Origin of the sequence: Brevibacillus sp. M2.1A, assembly GCF_013284355.2 — a bacterium.
GTDB lineage: Bacteria > Bacillota > Bacilli > Brevibacillales > Brevibacillaceae > Brevibacillus.
In genome coordinates this window covers 5,298,383-5,320,007 of sequence record NZ_JABSUY020000001.1, presented here as the reverse complement: position 1 = coordinate 5,320,007, position 21,625 = coordinate 5,298,383, and the positions used below count along the sequence as shown (strand labels likewise).

Sequence of the window (21,625 nt, the reverse complement as noted above, 5' to 3'; positions counted from 1 at the left end):
CGATGGCGCACATACATGACGTCCAAACCTTAATCAAAGAATCGCAAAAGACCAGAGTGAAATACTTGTTCTTTTGGGGACATACACAGAAGGAGTCTGGCACGATCGATAAATCTTGCTTCAGCCAATGGTATCCGGCCGCATTTGTAGAGGACGGTATCACGTACCTGACCGCTGAGCATTACATGATGGCGAAAAAGGCTGAGCTGTTCGGCGATCTTGCCATCCGTGATGAAATACTCAAGAAAAGCCATCCAAAACAAGCGAAGGATTTGGGACGAAAGGTTCATTCCTTTGACGAGGCTGTGTGGAATGCGAACAAGACGGCGATTGTACGTCAGGCAAACCTGTTAAAATTCAGCCAGCATGCCGATTTGAAAGCATACCTCTTGGACACAGGTGACCGCATTATTGTCGAAGCGAGTCCTTATGATCGGATATGGGGAATCGGGATGGCCCAAGATCATCCGCATGCGGAACAGCCCGAGAAATGGCGGGGAGAAAATTTGCTCGGTTTTGCATTGATGGCAGTCAGGGAGCAGTTGCGTTCGTGATTCGGATTACCAAAATCGGAGAAGAACCCGTCGAGCAGGTTCCCTATCTAGCAGCAGGCGCGAATGGCAAAGGTGTTGTTCCGAGCATGTTGCCTATCTTTTTTGGGGAAATGGCGAATATTCCTGAAGCTTATGAGGCGATCATCATTACTTCCGATCTGCAAGGGGTGATAGAGTCTTGGCACGGGCAGCAGCAGGTACTGCTTGGCGAAGCGTTGCCAGAGATAGTATCACTGTTACTCCAGATCGAAAAGTCATCCATTTCAAGGGAACGCGTTCTGGTCTTGCTATGCGGAGACTTGTATGCCGATCCTTGGAAACGGGGAAGTAGCGGGGACCCTTCCTCCGTATGGCAGGCCTTTCAACGCGAGTTTGGAGAGGTGGTCGGGGTTGTTGGCAATCACGATTGGTTTGACTCGGGTTCCTTCGCACAGCTTCAACGCATGGCAGACATCACCGTAATCAATGATCCTGAAATGGTGCAAATCAGCCAGCTCCGTATTGCGGGCCTGGGTGGAATCGTAGGTCGTGCGGATAAACCGAATCGGAGGGAAAGGAAGGAGTTCCTGAATGGAATGCGGGAACTGCTTCGGAAGCAGCCTGACATTTTGTTACTTCATCAAGGTCCGGATGAGCCTTCATTCGATCTGCAAGGCTTGCCTGAAATTCGTGAGTGCTTGCAGCAGTATCCTCCAGTACTCGTCTGCTGTGGGCATGTTCACTGGGAGCGGTCTTGGATCGAGCTTGCCCAAGGGACACAAGTGTTAAACGCGGATGGGAAGCTATTTGTCTTTACGAAAAAAAGTGGTTGAGCAGACGTTGTGCTGTCGACCACTTTTTTCTATCTACTGAACGGAAAATGCATTTTTTACCTGATCAAGCGACATGACCATCTGCCCATACAGCTTCCCGTCTGGAGTTGCGGGATCATACGGATTGGACTGGGGCAAGGAAACAGCGTAGACAAGCCCATGTGTTTGTTCCAGTACATCCCCCAGCGGAGGTCCTTCCATTTGGGACAGGTGATTCCAATGGGGTACCGTCATGACAAAAATGGTAAGGAGTGAGGATTGTTCCTCCTTTCGCTGGTTGGGAGCGAACATAAAATGCACTTCGTATTTCGTCGGCACATCCAGCTTGCCCTCCAGTGGCTGTTGGCGAGGCGGACGTTTTGGTGTTGATGAAAACTCCTTCACGATGTAATTTCCTGTCCAAGAGGGCGGAATGGTAAAAGTAAATGTCTCGGTGATCGGGATCGGCACCGTGAACTGATTGTTTATGGTTCGACCTTTGATCTCATCGGTTGCAGGTCTTTTCACTTCTCGTTCAGGGTCAGATGGAGCCGTTTGCTGTGGCGGTGGTGCTGCTTGTGGACCTGGCAGTGAACAGGCGGAGAACAGAAAAATGATGATGAGTCCTACAGAGAAATACGTTGCTGCTTTCATCACGGTCCTCCTTGATGTATAAAACACTCCCGTTTATTCATTCCACGCAAGGAGGAAAACTATTCCATATTCCTATCATGAATATTTATTCAATAAAACATATTTTTCTTGAATATCAGAAAATATATAATTATAATTTAAATCAGAAATCATTTCCGGTATTCGGAAAAACTAATACGCAATTCATCCGGGAGATAAATGGGGGATAGCAGGATGATTGAGGTTAAGCAGCTTGTCAAATCTTTTGGCCCGTTAACCGTGTTGAAGGGCGTTACGCTCACGGTGGAAGAAAAGGAAGTTGTCGTCTTGCTTGGGGCCAGTGGTTCAGGCAAAAGTACTTTACTCCGATGTTTGAATTTTCTGGAATTTTATGACAGCGGAGAGATTCGAATCGGTGGTCAGCAGATTGATCCACACAAGACGAATCTGAATCAGTTCCGAGCCGAGGTCGGCATGGTTTTTCAGCACTTCAATCTGTTTCCGCACAAGACCGTGTTAGAAAACGTGATCGAGGCACCTGTTCACGTCAAAGGGATGAATCCAACAGAGGCCAAACAATTAGCGTATGAGCTCCTGAAAAAAGTAAATATGCAGGACAAAGCCGATGTCTACCCGGACATGCTCTCCGGTGGACAAAAGCAGCGGGTTGCCATCGCACGGGCACTAGCGATGAAGCCGAAGATCATGCTGTTTGATGAGCCTACCTCTGCACTCGATCCCGAGCTCGTCGGTGAAGTGTTACAGGTCATGAAGCAGCTCGCCAAAGAAGGAATGACGATGATCGTCGTGACGCATGAAATGGGCTTCGCTCGTGAAGTAGCAGATCGGGCGGTGTTCATGCACGATGGGCAAATCCTCGAGCAAGGACCGCCGAGAGAATTCTTTGAAAATCCGCAGCATGATCGTACCAAGCAATTTTTAGGCAGCATCCGTTAAAATCCACGAAAAAGCTAGTTCAAAAAGGCGTCTTTTGATCACGAATAATAGAGATGAATACAGGGGGAATCACCAATGAAAAAACGTGCAAAATGGTCTGGAATTTTGTTGTCCACTGTTCTGGTAGGCTCGTTGTTGCTCTCGGCTTGTGGATCACAGGAAAGTGCGCCAGCAGCAGGTGGACAAGCTTCTGGAGACGGGGGAAAGAAAGATTTTACGTACGCCATGAGTGGCGTATACAAGCCGTTTAGTTTCAAGGAAAACGGGCAATTGACCGGCTTTGACGTAGAGATCGGACAAGCGCTGGCAGAAAAAATGGGCATGAATGCAGTGCCGATCACCAATCCATTCGAAACGATCATCCCCGGTCTGGACGCGAAAAAATACGACGCTGTCATCGGGAGCTTGACCGTCACACCTGAACGCCAAAAAGCTGTTCTGTTCACGAATCCATACTACCGTTCCGGTTCGCAAATTTTCGTGCAAGAAGGCAATACAGCGATCAAGAGCAAAGAGGATTTGAAAGGCAAAAAGATCGGCGTCGTGAAAGCATCCAACTACTTGGATTGGGCGAAAAAGCTGACCGATGAAGACAAAATTACTCAGTATGATAGCGATATCACCGCTTTGCTGGACTTGCCGACAGGACGTCTCGATGCTGTGATTACCGACCAGGTAGTAGGCTTGCGTTTCATTAAAGAAGGCGGCGGAAAAGTGATTGATGTAGGTGAACCACTCAGCTTTGACGAGCAAGCGATTGCTGTGCGCTTGGGTGACCAGGAGGCAGTGGAGCGGATCAACAAGGCATTGGATGAGATCGTCAAAGACGGTACCTATGAAAAGATCAGCCAAAAATGGTTTGGTCGCAATATCTTGCAAAAACAGTGAGTGGGCAACGGGGTGTCCGTGATGGACGCCCCCTTTTTTAACGCTTCATGTGAGGAGGATTGAACGTGATTATTGATATTTTTCTATCCAGTTATCCCCTTTTTCTAAAAGCGACATGGCTCACGGTTCAGTTGACGGCAGTTGCCCTGATCCTCGGTTGTGGGGTAGGTCTTGTCATTGCCTTTTTCCGAATATCCGATTCCAAAGTGTTGAACTACATCGCACACACCTACATTACCGTCATTCGTGGAACGCCTTTGATTGTGCAAATCTGTATTCTGTACTTCGGCTTGGCGAATATGGTGACATTGTCCCAGTTTTGGGCAGGGGCCATCGCGCTTGCGGTTCATAATGGTGCGTATATTGCAGAAATCTTCCGAGGCTCCATCCAGTCAATCGATCGCGGGCAGATGGAGGCTTCCCGATCACTCGGAATGTCGTATCCGTTGGCGATGCGCAGAATCATTTTGCCACAGGCGTTCCGTCGGGCGATCCCATCGCTTGGCAACCAGTTCATTATCGGGTTGAAGGATTCGTCGTTGGTCGCCTACGTAGGGATGCAGGATTTATGGGGAACGGGCCTCGGTGAAGCAGCTTCCAACTACAAGCAGTTGGAGACGTATATGGTCGTCGGGTTGTACTATCTCGTGCTGATCATGATCTTCTCGTATTTCGTGAACAAGCTGGAAGCAAGACTTGCCAAAGGAAAAGCCCCCACTAAACAAACGAAAGATAACACGAGTGTTGCAGCGTAACTTTATGTCATGGAGGACGAAAGAAGGATGGTTCAATCAGTCGAACGGGCGATGAAAATTATTCGGGTACTGATTTCAGACGAAAAACATGCTTGGCCGATTTCGGAGCTGGCGAGCGCAACAGGTCTTCCAATCAGTACGCTCCACCGTTTTCTCGAATCCATGATCCAGTTCGGATTGGTTGAGCAGGATCCAGTCACCAAGCATTACAAACCGGGATATACGTGGATGGAAATCGGTTTTATCCTGCATGAAAAGCTGAACCTGCGGGCTGTGGCGAAACCTTTCATGGAGGAGCTGGCGAATGAAGTCGAGGAGAGTATCTTCCTCAACGTATTGGCGGGGACGGATTCGATGCCGATCGAAAAAGTAGAAAGTCCACTGAAGATACGCATCGACGAGAACCTGGGGGAGCGGATACCTCTCACAATCGGCGCCCCCAGTAAAATCATTCTCGCGTATTTGAAACAGGATGCGATTACAAAAGTCGTTTCCGCCCAGCTTGCCCGAGACAAGCAGCCGTCATTTTTGGAGCAGCTGAGTGAAGCCAAGAAAAGTGGCTATGCGATCAGCTACGAGGAGAAGACGGAAGGCACCATGGCAGTTGCCGCACCGATCATCGGCTACGGAAATCAACTCGTCGGAGCGCTCTCGATCAATGCTCCGTGCTTTCGGGTGACAGAAGATCGATTGCCCCAACTCATCGAAAAAGTGAAGCGTCAGGCTGCGACGATTTCGGCAAGAATCGGCGGAGCATAAGCAAACCCTCCATTCCAGCATCTGTTGGTGGAGGGTTTGCTTTTTTTAATAGGAACCATTGGATCTTTCAATTTTTTCGCCCTGAAAAACTGTGTTAGTGTGAAAGAAACAGTGGGGAGGGAAGATAGACATGTTTCCATTTCGCGTCATCAATCAGGAAACCACGGAAGATGTGCTGGATATGGCCAGCGTGATTGAAGTGGTCGAGCAAGCCTATCAAATGAAATCGAGTCAGCAGGCGACGTTGTTTCCGCTCATTTTTCATGAGTTCGTAGAGGGGAAAGCCGACATGGATATCAAATCCGGTCATTTGCCCCAAGCCGATATATTTGGACTCAAGCTCGTCTCGTGGTTCGGTGACAATGACAAGAAAGGCCTGCCACAATTAGTGGGTACGGTGATGGTATTGGATAGCCAAACTGGCGTACCGCAGGGGATTTTGAGTGGAGAGCACATCACTTGTATGCGTACAGGAGCTGCCGGTGGAATCGGGGCAAAGTATTTGGCACGTCCCGAATCAGAGAACCTGCTGATTGTCGGGACGGGACATCAGGCTCCTTTTCAAATCATGGCGACACTGATGACGATGACAGAGATCAAGCGGGTGTACATCTGCAATCCGCGATCACCAGAAAAGGCGCAAAGCTTTGCCGCCAACATCAAAGAAAGCTTATTGACCAGATTCGTCTCCAAATATGCAGGAGAAGAGTACGAGCGGTTTGCCAGCCGTTGTGACGTGCAGTTTATTGCAGTGGAGAACCTCGAAGAAGCGACTAGACAAGCAGATATTATCATCACCGCAACCTCTTCACGTGAACCGATGATCCAAGCGGAGTGGGTAAAGCCGGGGACGCATATTACTTGCATAGGGGCAGACATGGAAGGAAAACAGGAAATCGATGAACGGCTTTTTGCAAAAGCGCGCGTCTTCGTTGATGATGTTGGACAGGCTGTACGCCTGGGAGAGACGAAGGTAGCTGTAAAAAAGGGTCTGTTAACAGAAGGCGATATCGCAGCAGAGATCGGCAATGTCATCTCCGGTAATGCCCAAGGACGACAACATGTAGAAGAAATCACGATTTTTGATAGCACCGGGATCGCGTTCCAAGATTTACTTACAGCTGCACACATTTTGAAAGTGGCGGATAAACGCGGTGTAGGTACGATAGTTGATCTGTAAGAGTGAAAGGATAAGGAGAGGAACGACGATGAGAATTGCACCTTTTAAAGTAGAAGAATGGATGAACGCCTACGAGATGGAGGCAGTTTACAATATTGCCGAAACATGCGTTGATTCACTGACGGTAGAAGAGTTGATTCGCCTTTCCGATGAGCCGGAGGATTTTTTCCGCGAGATGGCCCAGAAGAAGCTGACGTACGGACATATCGAGGGTTCACCGGAATTCCGCAGCCTCGTCGCGAGTATGTATCAAACGATGAAGCCCGAGAACATTTTGGCGATGAACGGGGCGATTGGAGCGAATTTTCTTACCTTGTTCTCGCTCGTTGCGCCTGGTGACGAAGTCATTACCGTTCATCCCACCTATCAGCAAATTTATTCGGTACCGGAGTCGTTCGGAGCGCAGGTCAAGCTGCTCAGACTCTTGCCGGAAAATGATTTTCTGCCTGATCTGGATGAATTGCGCTCGCTCGTTACAGACAAGACCAAGCTGATCTGTATCAACAATCCGAACAATCCATCCGGAGCTTTGATGGGTGAAGGGTTGCTGCGAGAAATCGTAGAGATTGCCCGCTCCGTTGATGCCTACCTGTTGTGTGACGAGGTATATCGAAATTTGCACCAAGACCCGAAGGTTGTGGTACCATCCATCGTCGACCTGTACGAAAAAGGGATTGCGACAAGCAGCATGTCCAAAGTGTTTTCGTTGGCGGGCTTGCGTCTGGGATGGATTGCAGCACCTCAGGATGTGATCAAAAGCTGCTTTACGCACCGCGATTATACGACCATCAGCTGCGGGATGCTGGATGACATGCTGGCTGTCCATGCACTGAAAAACCGTGACAAGATTATGGAGCGCAGCCTGAAGATCGTGCGCGACAACCTGCAGATTCTCGATGAGTGGGTGGCGAAGGAGCCGTTGGTCTCTTACGTAAAGCCGCAGGCAGGAACAACCGCAATGCTCAAGTACGAGCTGGATATCCCTTCGGAAACGTTTTGCATTGACCTGTTTAAAACGACAGGGGCGTTTTTGACACCAGGCAGTTGCTTTGACATGGAAGGGTGGGTACGAATCGGGTACGCCTGCTCGACGGAAGTGCTTCAAGTAGGTCTGGCAAAAGTATCGGAGTTTTTGGAGTCACGGAAATAAGGGATAAAGTGGGTTGGCAAAAAGGTACTGACGATCGTGAGCGGCAGTAACGTAGATGCTAGCAAGCTGGCGGAGATTATAGAGAAGCACGCATAGGGTATATCGGTTGAACATAGAGCCACTCTCGGCTACACTTTTTCTAACAGAGGTTGTTCAAAAAGCCGACTTTTTGAACACGCACTTACAGGAAGAATGGGTGTCGTTCGGTGAGGGAGTGGATAATCAATTATGGAGTTACGAAATCTGAAGACATTTCAGGTCGTTGCCGAGCATTTGAACTTGACGAAGGCTGCAGAGCAACTCGGATACAGCCAGCCTACGATTACTCTCCAGATTCAAGCATTGGAGCGGGAATTGGGACATCCTTTGCTCAATCGGGTAGGCAAGCGCACGTTTTTGACACCGGCCGGAAAAATAGTGAAACAGCATACGGATCAGCTTTTCTACGTTCTCCAGCACATGGCGGAGGGACTTAATTACTTAGACATGCCTGTAGGGCCGCTGGTCGTGGCGGCCCCGGAGTTTTATTGCATCCAATACATGCCTCAAATTCTGAAAGCATATGTGGAGACACACCCACAGGTCAATCTGCAGGTGATTTCATGCACCAGTCAGGAGACCTTGAAAAAAATCCAAGCCCACGAGGCGGATATTGGGATCATTGCGGGCACCACCTCGCACCCAGGTATTCATTCCAGTGTCGTGGACTTAGAACAATTCACTTTGATTGCTTCTCCTGATTTGATGAAGGACAAAACTCTGGCAGATGCACTCGTGACCTTTCCTTTTTTGTCCTATCAGGAGGGGTGCAATCTCGATGAATTTATTACCCAATGCCTGTTGGAGTTAAACTACATCCCACCTTCTGTCATTAAATGTAGCAGCGAAGAAACGATCAAACGGTCAGTCCTGAATCAAACAGGCATAGCCCTGCTCAGTACGGTTTTAGTGGAAAAAGAGCTTCGTACAGGAGAACTAATTGAGCTGTACCGCTTTTCCAAGAAAGCAGAAACATCACTGGTCTGTCTGGGGCGCCGAAGAGAAGAACCTGCAATCCAGACCTTCATGGAGCTCGTCAAAGACATCTGGTTATCCGTAAGAGAAGAGTAGGCAGCCTAAGAAGTCCTTCAAAAGTAAAGAAGTTGGGAAAAACAGTTTCGTTTTTCCCAACTTCTTTTTCGATTTTATTGGTTCACAGAAAGTGATTACCCGAATACCCAACTCGACATAAGGGCAAATTGTCTCTTGGAAACAATATTTTCTTCCGCAATGATAGTGTAAAATGACAGAAGGTAAGAGAAATAGGAGATGACAACAAATGAGTAAGCAAGTAAACGAAACCGAACTCGTTTCGCATGTAGCTTCGAAAACAAAAGTAGACCCGGAAAAAATCAGGATCGTACTCAAGCATGAGCAAGCGTACATGAACAGTGCGAAGGCAGATGCAAAAGGTGATGTCGACGTTGATTTTGATGATCTCGTAGATTATGTCATGGGTAAGTCAGATGTGAAGCTGGATGAGATCACCGTCGAGAAGATCCTGGATGTAGAGATGGAATACTTGATTAAAAAAGGAGTCGCTGGATACATAGACGAATAGAGGACGTTCCAAGCACATTCCCCCGTAGAGGGTGATGTGCTTTTTTATATTTCTGAATGCAGTGGCTGCGGTGGGGAGAAGAATATTTCCAGTCTAGGCTCCAGGCTCCGTCCCGCTGGGGGTTGAGACTGCCCGCTTCGAAGCGACTAGCGGGGAAACGCAAAAGTGGTAGCCGCTACGTCGCGCGGGCACGTTGCGTTTCTTTTACCCGCTAATCGCTTCTCCGCTCGGTAGGACTCCACAAGTCGCTACGTCTGGAAATATTCTTCTCTGTCGTAACTGAACACATTCTTCCATCTTTTAAGGCTTCTAAAACCCGGTTAACACTGGAGGCTCGTAGAGGAAACAGGAGAAATAAGCGAAGATCTTTGGTACACCGACCGAGATGGAATGCAAAAAGCGAAACACGCCCTTAAGCGTCCACCTCTGAAATACATCCTGAATGGACCACTTTGGACGCGGTTTCGCTTTTTGCATGGAGGCGGGCAGTGAATCCCACAGCGGGTGGGACAAGAATTTGAGTGTTTTCTCCTGTTTCCTACCCACCACAACAGCAACAACTCAAGGTCCCTAAATATGCAGCTGCGGTGGGGAGAAGAATATTTCCAGTCTAGGCTCCAGGCTCCGTCCCTCTGGGGGTTGAGACTGTCCGCTCCGAAGGGATTCGCGGGGAAACGCAAAAGTGGTAGCCGCTACGTCGCAGGGGCACGGTTGCGTTTCTTTTGCCCGCGAATCCCTTCTCCGCTCGGTAGGACTCCACAAGTCGCTACGTCTGGAAATATTCTTCTCTGTCGTGACTGAGTACATTCTTCCATCTTTTAAGGCTTCTAAAATCCGTCTAACACGGAAAGCTCGTAGAGGAAACAGGAGAAATAAGCGAAGATCTTTGGTACACCGACCGAGATGGAATGCAAAAAGCGAAACACGCCCTTAAGCGTCCACCTCTGAAAAAACATCCTGAAAGAACCACTTTGGACGCGGTTTCGCTTTTTGCATGGAGGCGGGCAGTGAATCCCACAGCGGGTGGGACAAGAATTTGAGCGTTTTCTTCTGTTTCCTCGCCAACACTACAGTAACAACTCAAGGTCCCTAAATATGCAGCTGCGGTGGGGAGAAGAATATTTCCAGACTAGGCTCAGTGCTCCGTCCCGCTGAGGGTTGATACTGTCCGCTCCGAAGGGATTCGCGGGGAAACGCAAAAGTGGTAGCTGCTACGTAGCCCAGGCACGTTGCGTTTCTTTTGCCCGCGAATCCCTTCTCCGCTCGGTAGGACTCCACAAGCCGCTACGTCTGGAAATATTCTTCTCTGTCGTGACGGAGTACAATCTTCAATCTTTTAATGCTTTTAAACCCTGTTTAAACACGGAAAGCTCGTAGAGGAAACAGGAGAAATAAGCGAAGATCTTTGGTACACCGACCGAGACGGAATGCAAAAAGCGAAACACGTTCTTAAGCGTCCACCTCTGAAACACATCCTGAATGGACCACTTTGGACGCGGTTTCGCTTTTTACATGGAGGCGGGCAGTGAATCCCACAGCGGGTGGGACAAGAATCTGAGTGTTTTCTCCTGTTTCCTCCCCACCACAACAGCGTGACGACTCTGTTTTTTTAGTATTTTTTAACAAGGGATATATACACTAAAAAACCAAAAAATATATGAAAGACAAATGTAAATTGTTTGACTATTGGGTGCTGCCGTGTCTATAATTTGGTTATCTTTGTTAGTAATGTTAACTAACTGTGTGGCGGTGATCGATGAAGCGTGCAAGCTCCCAAAAAAACAGGTAATAGCAAACTCGTGAAAAAACTGAATAAAGAAGAAGTATTACAGCAGGTCGTCTTGCACGGGCAGATTTCCCGTGCGGATATCTCCAAACAGACCCAGCTGAGCCGTCCATGTGTTTCCGCCCTTGTAGATGAAATGATCCAGGAAGGACTCCTGCAAGAAGTAGGAATGGGCGATTCCAAAGGCGGCCGCAAGCCGATTTTGTTGGAGTACAACTACCAGGCGTACGCCATTGCCGGCGCGATTTTTGAAGGCTCTACCCTGGACATGGCTATCGCAGATATGAAAGGCGAGTTCTTGGCTCGCTATCGCAAACGGCTGGCACAACCAGCGAATGGCGAAACTGTCATTGAAGATTTGGCAGCCGGACTGGATCGCTTGTTGTGTGAAAGCGGCATCCCGCGAGAGCGCCTGCTCGGAATGGGCGTCGGTTTGCAAGGCGTCACACAGCGTGGCAGTGGAACCGTTAGCTTTTCACCCAGCACGGGGTGGATGGGTTCACCGATTCAACAGACCATCGAAGCGCGACTCGGACTGCCCGTCATTATCGACAATGACGTGAATATGATGACACTGGGCGAGTACGTCCGTGGAGCAGGGGTCGGCCATACCAACGTCGTCTACATGTACGTAGGAACTGGAATTGGGGCCGGGATTATTTTGGATGGACAGTTTTATCGGGGGAGTCGTGAGGCAGCAGGAGAAATCGGCTTCATGATGATCGGCCCGGTACATAATCGCCCGAATGGCGCGTCAGGCGTGTTTGAGACGCATTATTCGATTCCGGGCATCCAAGAGCAGGCAAAGGGATTTCTCTCTGACCTTCAGGAAGGGTCGAGTGTCATAGAAGAGCTGATCCGGCACGCCAAACAAAATGCACAAGCAAAGGAGCTTCTTGCGGATGTGTATCGACATTGGGCGTACGGAATGGCGAACATCATCAGTATTTTGAACCCGGAAATATTGATCCTGAGCGGGGAGATGGTCCACGTCGATGGTGAAGGGGTGAAGCAAATTCACGAATGGCTGAGAGAATGGGTGCCTGAGGTGCCTAATCTTGAAAAAGCAAGTCTGGGGGAGCGAGCTGGTTTGATTGGTGCTGTCCACAGCGTTTTGGAAGCGTTTCCTTTCACACGACTGCTTGACAAAGAGTGAGAAGAACAAGAGGGGGAGTTCATTTTGAAGAAGACAACTAGCAAGCTGAAAACATGGATGAAGGGCGTTTTTGTCAGCTCCTTGGCTCTGACTGTAGCTGCGTGCGGCAGTGGAGGACAGGAAGCAAAGCCTGCCGACAACAGCGCAGGCGGCCAATCTGGCACGGCTGCTCAACCTGCTGATTCATCGGGTGACCCACAAAGACTGGTGATTTACACCGGACGGGACAAAAACATTTTTGAAATCGTGTTGCCAAAATTCAAAGAAAAGTACCCGAACATTGAAGTAGAAACACTTGAGATGGGTGCCCAACAAATTTTGGAGCGCGTCCGTGCAGAGAAGGCGAACCCGCAGGCTGACTTCTGGTGGGGCGGTACCCAATCTGCTCTAGCGACAGCAGCCAATGAAGATCTGCTGGAGCCTTACAAGCCGACTTTTGCAGACAAGGTTCCAGATTTGTACAAAGATCCGCAAGATCGCTGGTACGGCGAAATGCTTTTGCCAGAGGTCATCATGTACAACTCGCAGGTAATGAAGCCAGAAGAAGCGCCACAAGATTGGGACGAATTGATCGACCCGAAATTCAAAGACAAAATCGTGATCCGAAACGTACTGCCGTCCGGCACCATGCGTACTATTTATTCCGCAATGATCTTCCGTCAAGGGGCGGATACTCCTGAAAAAGGTTTTGAATGGCTGACCAAGCTCGATGCCAATACAAAAGAGTACACACAAGACCCGACAAACCTGTATCTGAAGCTGGATCGTCAAGAGGGCGTCATCTCCTTGTGGAACCTCCAAGACGTTCTGATCCAAAGCAAAAAGAACAATCATCCGTATGACTTCATTTATCCGAAGAGCGGGGCACCGATTCTCGTAGACGGCGTGGCTCTCGTAAAAGGCGCGAAAAACCTGGATGCGGCGAAAAAGTTTATGGAATTCTTGATGAGTCCTGAAATGGCTGCCCAATTGGCGAAGGAACGCTTCCAGTTCCCATCTCGTACAGACATCAGCAAGGACCAATTGCCAGACTTCATGAAAAATCTCGAGCTAAAGCCAATGGAACTCGATTGGGCTGTCATGGCTGAAAAAGAAAAAGAGTGGATGCAGCATTGGGATGAAAACATCAAGGGAAAAGGCAAGAAGTAAGGAAGATTTTTTCAAGCAGCTAGGCGGGAAGGCGTTGTCCTTTCCGTCTAGTCACTTATAGCAGTTGTTTGAAAACGGCCGTCAGCTTGAAATGACTCGCGATGAAGGAGGAAACACAACCCGATGAGCAGCGTAACACTTGATCACGTTTACAAAAGGTTTGGCCAAGCAAAAGGGGTCGAAGATGTGCACATTCATATCGAATCAGGAGAGTTTTTTACTTTTCTCGGTCCGAGTGGCTGCGGCAAAACGACTACCCTGCGCATGATTGCCGGCTTTTATTATCCTACAGAAGGCCATATCCGCTTTGGATCACAGGAAGTTACATCTCTTCCTCCCCACAAGCGCAATACTGGGATGGTATTCCAAAACTACGCGTTGTTCCCGCACATGACTGTTTTTGAAAATATCGCGTTTGGCTTGCAGGTTCGGAAGGTGAACAAAACAGATGCAAAGGAGCGCGTAGAACGGATCATGAAGCTGGTACGTCTGGAGGGCTATGGCGAACGCCGCATTGATCAGCTTTCCGGGGGACAACAGCAACGGGTAGCACTGGCACGGGCGCTGGTCATCGAGCCGCAGATTCTGCTGTTGGATGAGCCGCTGTCCAATCTGGATGCGAAGCTTCGGGAAGAGACGCGTTTCGAGATCAAGAGACTCCAGCTGGAGCTGGGAATTACGACGATTTACGTCACGCACGATCAAGCAGAAGCGATGTCGATGTCAGACCGGATTATGGTCATGCAGAGCGGAGAAGTGCAGCAGATCGGAACACCGCATGAGATTTACCATCGTCCTGTAAACCGTTTTGTCGCTTCTTTTATCGGCGAGACGAATCTGTGGGAAGGGACAGTTACAGGATTTGACGGCGATGAAGTGCTGGTTCGCACAGCTTCTGGACAAATGCTTAGCGGATTGAAGGAAAATGCCTCTCCACGTGCACAGCTGTCTGTCGGGGAGAAAGTAACGATGTCCATTCGTCCTGAATCCGTTCTGGAGAGTACAGGCAATGAGGGACAAAATGTAGTGACAGGCTCTGTTGTCATGTCTGAATTTACAGGGGCGTGTGTCAATTATGTCACGGAAGTAGGAAGTGAGAGCCTGCGCAGCATGTCCATCAACCTGGGACGACCGATTAAACAGCGCGGCGATGCCATCGGCCTACATATACCGAAAGAGAGCATTTATTTTGCCGGATAAGGGGGAAGAAGCTTTTGAGAGCAGAGTTGCAGCAAGCGCCGACAGCAGCCAGACGAAAGTCCATCACCGCTTCACCCGCCTTCGTCTACGTGCTGGTATCGCCACTCTTTTTAATATTGTTGGCGTATGTCGTTTATCCATTGTTCGAAACGTTCGTTGCGAGTATCAAAATCGATGAGGAAATTACGTGGAAAAACTACATTCGCTTCTTCAGTCTGGAGCATACTGCCAACCTGGAAGCGTTGTGGAACAGTATCTACATATCGGTTCTGAGTGTCATTACGTGCGGAATTGTCGGGGTTACGATGGCGTTTTTATTGGAGCGCTATGAGTTTCCGGGACGAAAAATTCTTTCTGTGCTGGCTTTGGTTCCGATGGCGTTGCCTCCACTGATTGGTGTTCTCTCGTTTACTTTTTTGTACGGAGAGAGCGGAATCATCCCACGGGCGATCAAAGAGCTGTTCGGGCTTGCCCAGGTTCCTTTCTCGTTAAAAGGAATGTGGGGTGTGGTCGTCGTTCATACGTTTACGATGTACACCTACTTCTTCATGACAGCTACAGCAGCAATCAAGGGACTCGACCCGTCCTTGGAAGAGGCGGCAGCCAGTCTTGGAGCGAATCGCTTTACGGTTTGGCGGCGTATTATTTTGCCGATGCTCACGCCAGCCATGGTCGCGTCTTCTCTGTTGGTTTTCATGATTTCGATGGCTTCTTATACGGCACCGCTCATTTTCGGCATTGACCGGACGATGACGATGCAGATCTATCTGTCTCGCACCAATGGAGATTTGGACATGGCTGCGACACAGTCTACGATTCTTTCGATTGTTTCTGTGGCTTTTCTTTTGATCATGCGTTGGTACCAAGGCGCGCGCAACTACCAGAACTTGAGCAAAGGGGTCAGCGTGCATCGTACCGAGATCAAGAGCAAAGCGGGACGCTACACCACGATTGTGCTGTCTTTTATCGGTACAATCATTCTGATGCTGCCAATTCTCGTATTGGTACTCATCTCCTTCTCGGTAGATGGTACCTGGACGGTGCAAATATTACCTCCTGAGTATACCTTGTCGCATTACATGGATTTGTTCACGGATAGCAAGACATGGCGTCCGATTCTCAACAGCTTGCAGTTGTCTGCGATCGCGGTAATCGGGATCGTCATTTTCGGTGTAGCTGCGGCATATGCCATGGTTCGCCTCAAGTTTCGCGGGAAAACGCTTCTGGATGTGTTGATCATGCTGCCATGGGCATTGCCAGGGACAGTCGTGGCGATCAACCTGATTGCAGCGTTCAGTGAGCCGAATGCATTCAGCTTTGGACAGGTTTTGATCGGAACATTCTGGATTATCCCGTTGGCGTATTTTGTCCGACATCTGCCACTTGTGTTTCGCTCTACCAATGCGACTTTGATGCAGATGGACCCATCTGTTGAGGAGGCTGCGCGAAATCTGGGTGCTTCCTGGTGGTACAGTTTCAGGCGTGTCGTGTTCCCGATGGCTTGGGGTGGAATTCTTGCAGGTACGCTCTTGGCATTCGTCCAGTGTATCGGGGAATTCGTGGCTTCGATTCTGATCTTCACACCGAAGACAACGCCATTGTCTGTCGCTGTATTCCAACGCATGTACAGTAATGAATTTGGCACCGCTTGCGCCTATGGTGTCTTGCAAATCGTGGTCATCATCATCGTGTTGTTCATCTCCAGAAAACTGACCGGAGATAAGGCGGGAACTGCCGTGTAAAGCTGGATGCCTTCGTGAAAAAGGAGGGCTTCACGTGGATGTCAGTGAATCGATGGACAAGAAATCACCGAAAGTGCAGCCGACCAAACTACCCTGCCCGACTATTCCCGCATCTGTTCGCACCATGCAGGGGGAACATGGACTGCTCGATCTGTGGAAAGCGATCAAGCCACTCGCTACCATTGCCAGTGCCATGAATACAGGTGCCCATCCGGACGATGAGCACAGTGCCATGCTCGCTTACTTGGCCCTGGGGAGAGGCGTGTATACCACCAGTGTGATCGCGACGAGAGGGGAAGGCGGACAAAATGAAATCGGCTGCGAGCAAGGTACCGCGCTGGGGATTATCCGCACGCGTGAGCTGGAAGAAGCCTCATCTCTTAGCAATGTGACGCTTGGCATCTTAAGCGAAGAGCTGGATGATCCCATCCATGATTTCGGGTTCTCCAAATGCGCCGAAGAAACTTTCCGCAAATGGGGCGAAGAGGTCGTGTACGAGCGATTGGTTCGAAAAATCAGGGAGCTGCGCCCCGATGTCGTTATCGCTTGCTTTGAAAATGAACCGACGACACACGGACATCACCGGGCGATTACGTTACTGACACAGCGAGCTTTCCACGAAGCAGCCGATCCACAGATCTTTCCTGAACATAGACAGGCTGGACTTTTGCCGTGGCAAATGAAAAAGCTGTATCTGCCTATCATGGACAACGATGATTATCACGTCGCCGTACCCGTGGGGGAATACGACCAAATCTACGGCTCATCCTATGTGCAGCTTGGTGAGCGATCGAGGTTTATGCATAAGACACAGGGCATGGGAGTTCACTACGATGAAGGCCCGACCTACAATTACTATCGCCTGGATGCCTCGGTTTTTCCGGCACCGGAAAAAGAGCGCGACTTTTTTTCCGGACTGCCCGTCAGTTTTGCTGATCTGGCGCAGAGCATCGCTGCAAAAGGCGGACAAGAACTTGCGGAAGTGCTTCACCGTATGCATGATGCGGCTACAGATGTATTGAATGCCTACCCGCGTTTTGCTGAGGTGGCACAAAGGGTTCATCACATGAAGGCTTTGCTTGCGGCTGCACAACAAGAAGTAAGCAAGGCTTCACTCGATGAAGAAACAAAGGTCGATTTGATGTATCGGCTAGGACTCAAGGAAGCGCAGCTAAACCGTGCCAGTGCGGAGGCTCTGTCTCTGGTTGTGAAAATCAAGCCGGAGACGGGCGAGTGGGTGGCGGGCCAGACAACAACGGTTACCGTAACGGCTTACAACGGCGGCTCGCTGGAGGTTGAGCATGTGCAGCTGCGTATGCGTGTCCCCGCTGGATGGACTGCGAAACCGCTCACGCCAACGGCTTTTCCACGACTTGCTTACAATCAGACGGTGTGCACCGTATTTGAGGTATCGATTCCTGCAAAGACGGAGCTGTTCCATCCTTACAAGCCGACTGTACTCGATGTCGAGGTGCTCTATTTCGCCTTCGAGACAGCCAGTACGATTCGCGTGGAGCCGGATAGCCGTGTAGCTGTGCTTCCGCCGTATGCCGTGACGCTGACCCCGTCCGATGTGGTGCGGAATACGCTGCATACGGATGAGACGATCCCGGTTAAGGTAACACTGAAACAGTACCGTCCGGGAAGCTCTACAGCCAAGGTCGCTCTCGTTGTCCCGGCAGGCTGGACAGCGGAGCCAGCCTTTGTCGATGTTCCGTTTTCTTTCCGTAGCGAGACGAAAACGATCGCTTTTACTGTTCATACCACACCGCAGGTGACGAACGGCAAATATCAGATCAGCGCTACGGTCGCGGGGACAGACGGTGTGGCAGAGATTGCGCAAGATGTGCAGGTCATTGAATACCCGCATGTTGGCCGAACGTATTTCATCCGGCCGGCTACGCTGACTGTTCAAGCCTTTGATCTGGCCATCCCGAAAAACCAACGGATCGGCTACGTATCCAGCGGCTTTGACAATATGGATAAATACTTGCGCGCGGTCGGGGTGAATTGTCTCAATCTCGACGCAAACGAAATCCAATCGGGCGATTTGTCCCGCTACGACACGATTATACTCGGTATTCGTGCATACGGATTCCGGCGCGAATTAATCGAGAGCAATCAGCGTCTTTTGCACTATGTAGAAAACGGCGGAAACCTCGTCGTTCAATATCATAAGCCGGAGGACAAATGGAAGCCGCACTTGGCACCTTACCCCATTTTTATCGGTGAATCGCTGATCGATTGGCGGGTGACCAATGAGCAATCAGACGTCCGTATGCTGGCCCCTGACCATCCGATGTTCCAGGAGCCAAACGTCATTACCCAAGCAGACTGGGATGGATGGGTGCAAGAGCGCTCCATCTACAATCCTTCTCGCTGGGGAAGCGAGTATACCGAGCTGATTGCGACAAGTGATCCGGGAGAACCGGAGTTCCGCGGCATTTTCCTCACGGCGCACTATGGAAAAGGGACGTACACCTACAGCTCGCTTGCCTGGTTCCGCGAGATTCCACAGCTAGTCCCTGGCGCTTTTCGCTTGTTTGTCAACATGATCAGTCAGAAGCAGTAATGCCCCATCCACTCCGGGCCAACCGTGGGTCGATCCATGGCTACATCAATGAAATGCATACGTACAGACCGCCATGATTGATATAGACATCAATCTGAATGGAATGGAGGAGTTGTTCATTGAGTAAGGGGAAACTTGCCAAGCTGTACACGATTACGACTGCAGCGGTGCTAGCCACGAGTCTGATTATGCCGGTAGCACCCGAGACCGCCCATGCGGACCGCGGGGTTGTCGACCTGTGGAAAGCCATCAAGCCGCTCACCACGATTGCCAGTGCGATGAACACCGGAGCACATCCGGACGATGAGCACAGTTCGATGCTCGCGTACTTGTCGCTTGGCAAAGGGGTGGACACATCCAGTGTCATTGCGAACCGAGGCGAGGGAGGACAGAACGAGATAGGCAGCGAGCTGGGTAATGCGCTGGGGATCATTCGTACCCGCGAATTGCAGGAAGCTTCCAAAATCACGAACATCCATCTGGAGAACCTCAGTGAAAAAATCGACGACCCTATTTTTGACTTCGGCTTTTCCAAAAGCCCGGATGAAACCTTGCAAAAATGGGGCGAGGATGTCGCGTACGAAAAGCTCATCCGCCGTATCCGGACACTGAGACCTGATGTCGTGATTCCCGCATTTTTGAACGAACCTTCGACTCACGGTCATCATCGCGCGATTAATGTCATTACAGTACGGGCATTCAAGGATGCCGCAGATCCAAACATTTTTCCACAGCATACAAAAGAAGGCTTGGCTCCTTGGCAGGTGAAGAAGCTGTATCTGCCTGCAAAGGAACAGGATTACTCGGTCAAAGTGCCTGTTGGCGACTATGACGAAATTTATGGGGCCTCTTACGTCCAACTCGGCGAAGAATCCCGGTTTATGCACAAGAGTCAGGGGATGGGACGTCACTATGACGAGGGACCCAGCTTCAATTATTACAAGCTCGATCAATCCATCGTAGAGACAAAAGACAAGGAAGCAGACTTTTTTGAGGGAATCGCCTATTCGTTTGACGATTTAGCGAAGGAAGTGGCCAGCCAGTCTGGCGGGGAAAAAGTCGAGGGTGAACTGAAAAAGCTGCAAAAGGATGCCGCAGAGGTCATTGCTGCGTACCCAAGCTTTGCCTCCGTAGCCAAGGAAGCGCATGAGATGTTGGCGGATGTGGAAAAAGCGACGGCAGCAGTCGAAGCCTCCACCTTGCCAACTGACACGAAAACAGACTTGCGCCATCGTTTGGGAGTGAAGAAATCCCAGCTGAACAAAGCTAGTGCCGAAGCGCTCTCGCTCGTAACCAAAGTAAAGCCTGAGACAACCGAACTGGTAGCAGGGCAAACGACAAAAGTAACGGTCACGGCTTACAACGGCGGCCAAGCAAAAGTCGGGAAGATCAATCTCGCGCTGAATGTACCAAAAGGCTGGCAAGCCAAGCCGCAATCGACCACCAGTTTCTCATCGCTCGGCTACAATCAGACGGTGAAAACGACTTTTGATGTCTCAGTTCCTTCTAATGCTGCTCTGTTCCAACCGTATGCCGCTCCTGCCATTACAGCAGATGTCAGCTACAGCTTTGCAGGCTCGACGGCGAATAGCCATGTGACACCAGCAGATGCCATTGCAGTTCTTCCATCTTTTTCTATGGTGCTGAGTCCAAATGCGACGGTTTTGAATACGCAGAAGCCAGAGGAGCCAATTCCGGTCAAGGTTACGGTGAAAAACTACAATCCAGGTGCAGCGAAAACAACCATCTCTCTCGATGTACCAAAAGGCTGGAGCGTAGAACCACAAGCAGCACCGCTCGCCTTTGAAGCCAAGGGAGAAACGAAGTCGGTTGCCTTTACAGTCAAAGCAGATGCTTCCGTCCAACCGGATAAGTACACGGTGACAGCAGTAGCGTCTGGCAGTGGAAAAGAGAGCCGACACGGAGCCCAGGTCATCCGTTACCCGCATATCGGCACGACGTACTTTGTCCAACCAGCGACGCTTGCCATCCAGGCATTTGACTTGAAGGTGCCGGAAGGATTGAAGGTCGGTTACGTATCCAGTGGCTTTGACAATATCGATCAGTATTTGTCCCAATTGGGAGTCGATGTGACCAATTTGTCGGCAAAAGATATCGAGTCTGGTGATCTGGATCAATACGATACGATCGTGCTGGGCATTCGCGCTTATGGTTTCCGGCCTGAGCTGATTCCTTCGAATGCACGCTTGCTGAAATACGTGGAAAACGGCGGAAATCTGGTCGTGCAATACCACAAGCCAGAGGATAAATGGAAGCCGGAGCTGGCTCCTTATCCGATTAAAATCGGTGCTCCGCTGATTCAATGGCGTGTCACAGATGAAAACTCCAAAGTGACAGTATTGGCGCCTGATCATGCTTTGTTCCATTCGCCAAACAAAATCACGGAGAAAGATTGGGACAACTGGATTCAGGATCGTTCCGCTTACAACCCATCCGAGTGGGGCAAGGAATACACAGAGCTTATCTCCAATGGAGACGAAGGCGAGAAGGAATTTACGGGTACGTACCTCACTGCCAAGTATGGTAAAGGAACGTATACCTACAGCTCACTCGTGTGGTATCGCGAAATTCCGTCACTCGTACCGGGTGCGATCCGATTGTTTGTCAACATGATCAGCCCACAGCAGTAATCATAGTAGAAGGGAAGGCGATCGTTCAGGCGGTCGCCCCCCTCCCTAAAAGAAGAACAGACGCAAAAATAGAAGCAGCTTACGAATGGGTAGGGAAGGAGA

General features: G+C 49.9%; 17 protein-coding genes. 16 read left to right on the top strand and 1 reads right to left on the bottom strand.

Features of this window, described 5'->3' with window-relative positions:
- The first annotated feature begins 2 nt into the window (after positions 1–2).
- The gene (locus HP567_RS25315; RefSeq protein ID WP_173612032.1) at positions 3–554 is read left to right on the top strand and encodes an NADAR family protein; all 552 of its coding nucleotides are present in this window, start codon (positions 3–5) and stop codon (positions 552–554) included.
- Complete coding sequence (locus HP567_RS25310) at positions 551–1,366, top strand: metallophosphoesterase (protein ID WP_173612031.1); 816 nt, start codon at positions 551–553, stop codon at positions 1,364–1,366. Before HP567_RS25315 ends, HP567_RS25310 begins: the two co-directional genes overlap by 4 nt.
- Before the next feature lie 33 nt (positions 1,367–1,399).
- On the opposite strand, the gene HP567_RS25305 is transcribed toward HP567_RS25310, so the two are convergent.
- Positions 1,400–1,999, bottom strand: coding sequence for a hypothetical protein (locus HP567_RS25305; RefSeq protein WP_173612030.1), 600 nt, complete (start codon positions 1,997–1,999; stop codon positions 1,400–1,402).
- A 213-nt stretch (positions 2,000–2,212) separates the two neighbouring features.
- On the opposite strand from HP567_RS25305, the gene HP567_RS25300 reads away from it, so the two are divergent.
- The 14 genes from HP567_RS25300 to HP567_RS25235 all read left to right on the top strand — a co-directional run bounded on the left by HP567_RS25300 (position 2,213) and on the right by HP567_RS25235 (position 21,523).
- Positions 2,213–2,935 carry an amino acid ABC transporter ATP-binding protein gene (locus HP567_RS25300; RefSeq protein WP_173612029.1) on the top strand — a complete coding sequence of 241 codons (723 nt, stop codon included), beginning with the start codon at positions 2,213–2,215 and terminating at the stop codon, positions 2,933–2,935.
- Between the two features lie 75 nt (positions 2,936–3,010).
- Positions 3,011–3,823: an ABC transporter substrate-binding protein gene (locus HP567_RS25295; RefSeq protein WP_173612028.1), complete on the top strand. Its 813-nt coding sequence runs from the start codon at positions 3,011–3,013 to the stop codon at positions 3,821–3,823.
- A 65-nt stretch (positions 3,824–3,888) separates the two neighbouring features.
- Positions 3,889–4,578: an amino acid ABC transporter permease gene (locus HP567_RS25290; RefSeq protein ID WP_056491238.1), complete on the top strand. Its 690-nt coding sequence runs from the start codon at positions 3,889–3,891 to the stop codon at positions 4,576–4,578.
- A gap of 27 nt (positions 4,579–4,605) precedes the next feature.
- Complete coding sequence (locus HP567_RS25285; protein WP_173612027.1) at positions 4,606–5,337, top strand: IclR family transcriptional regulator; 732 nt, start codon at positions 4,606–4,608, stop codon at positions 5,335–5,337.
- 130 nt (positions 5,338–5,467) lie between these two features.
- Positions 5,468–6,517, top strand: a complete 1,050-nt coding sequence (locus HP567_RS25280; protein WP_173612026.1) for an ornithine cyclodeaminase family protein — start codon at positions 5,468–5,470, stop codon at positions 6,515–6,517.
- A 28-nt stretch (positions 6,518–6,545) separates the two neighbouring features.
- Positions 6,546–7,667 (top strand): aminotransferase, encoded by a 1,122-nt coding sequence (locus HP567_RS25275; RefSeq protein WP_173612025.1) that lies wholly within the window; start codon positions 6,546–6,548, stop codon positions 7,665–7,667.
- A gap of 228 nt (positions 7,668–7,895) precedes the next feature.
- A complete protein-coding gene (locus tag HP567_RS25270; RefSeq protein WP_173612024.1) occupies positions 7,896–8,777 on the top strand; it encodes a LysR family transcriptional regulator in 882 nt (293 codons plus the stop codon).
- 208 nt (positions 8,778–8,985) lie between these two features.
- Positions 8,986–9,267, top strand: coding sequence for a hypothetical protein (locus HP567_RS25265; protein ID WP_173612023.1), 282 nt, complete (start codon positions 8,986–8,988; stop codon positions 9,265–9,267).
- A 1,763-nt stretch (positions 9,268–11,030) separates the two neighbouring features.
- A complete protein-coding gene (locus HP567_RS25260) occupies positions 11,031–12,209 on the top strand; it encodes an ROK family protein (RefSeq protein ID WP_173612022.1) in 1,179 nt (392 codons plus the stop codon).
- 24 nt (positions 12,210–12,233) lie between these two features.
- On the top strand, positions 12,234–13,358 hold the full coding sequence (locus tag HP567_RS25255; protein WP_173612021.1) for an extracellular solute-binding protein: 1,125 nt from the start codon (positions 12,234–12,236) through the stop codon (positions 13,356–13,358).
- Between the two features lie 123 nt (positions 13,359–13,481).
- Positions 13,482–14,558, top strand: coding sequence for an ABC transporter ATP-binding protein (locus tag HP567_RS25250; protein WP_173612020.1), 1,077 nt, complete (start codon positions 13,482–13,484; stop codon positions 14,556–14,558).
- A 14-nt stretch (positions 14,559–14,572) separates the two neighbouring features.
- Entirely contained in the window at positions 14,573–16,300 is a 1,728-nt protein-coding gene (locus tag HP567_RS25245; RefSeq protein WP_173612019.1) for an ABC transporter permease, read from the top strand.
- Positions 16,301–16,352: 52 nt separating this feature from the next.
- Positions 16,353–18,872, top strand: a complete 2,520-nt coding sequence (locus HP567_RS25240) for a PIG-L family deacetylase (RefSeq protein WP_217367318.1) — start codon at positions 16,353–16,355, stop codon at positions 18,870–18,872.
- 119 nt (positions 18,873–18,991) lie between these two features.
- Positions 18,992–21,523, top strand: coding sequence for an NEW3 domain-containing protein (locus HP567_RS25235; RefSeq protein ID WP_173612017.1), 2,532 nt, complete (start codon positions 18,992–18,994; stop codon positions 21,521–21,523).
- The last annotated feature ends 102 nt before the right edge of the window (positions 21,524–21,625 follow it).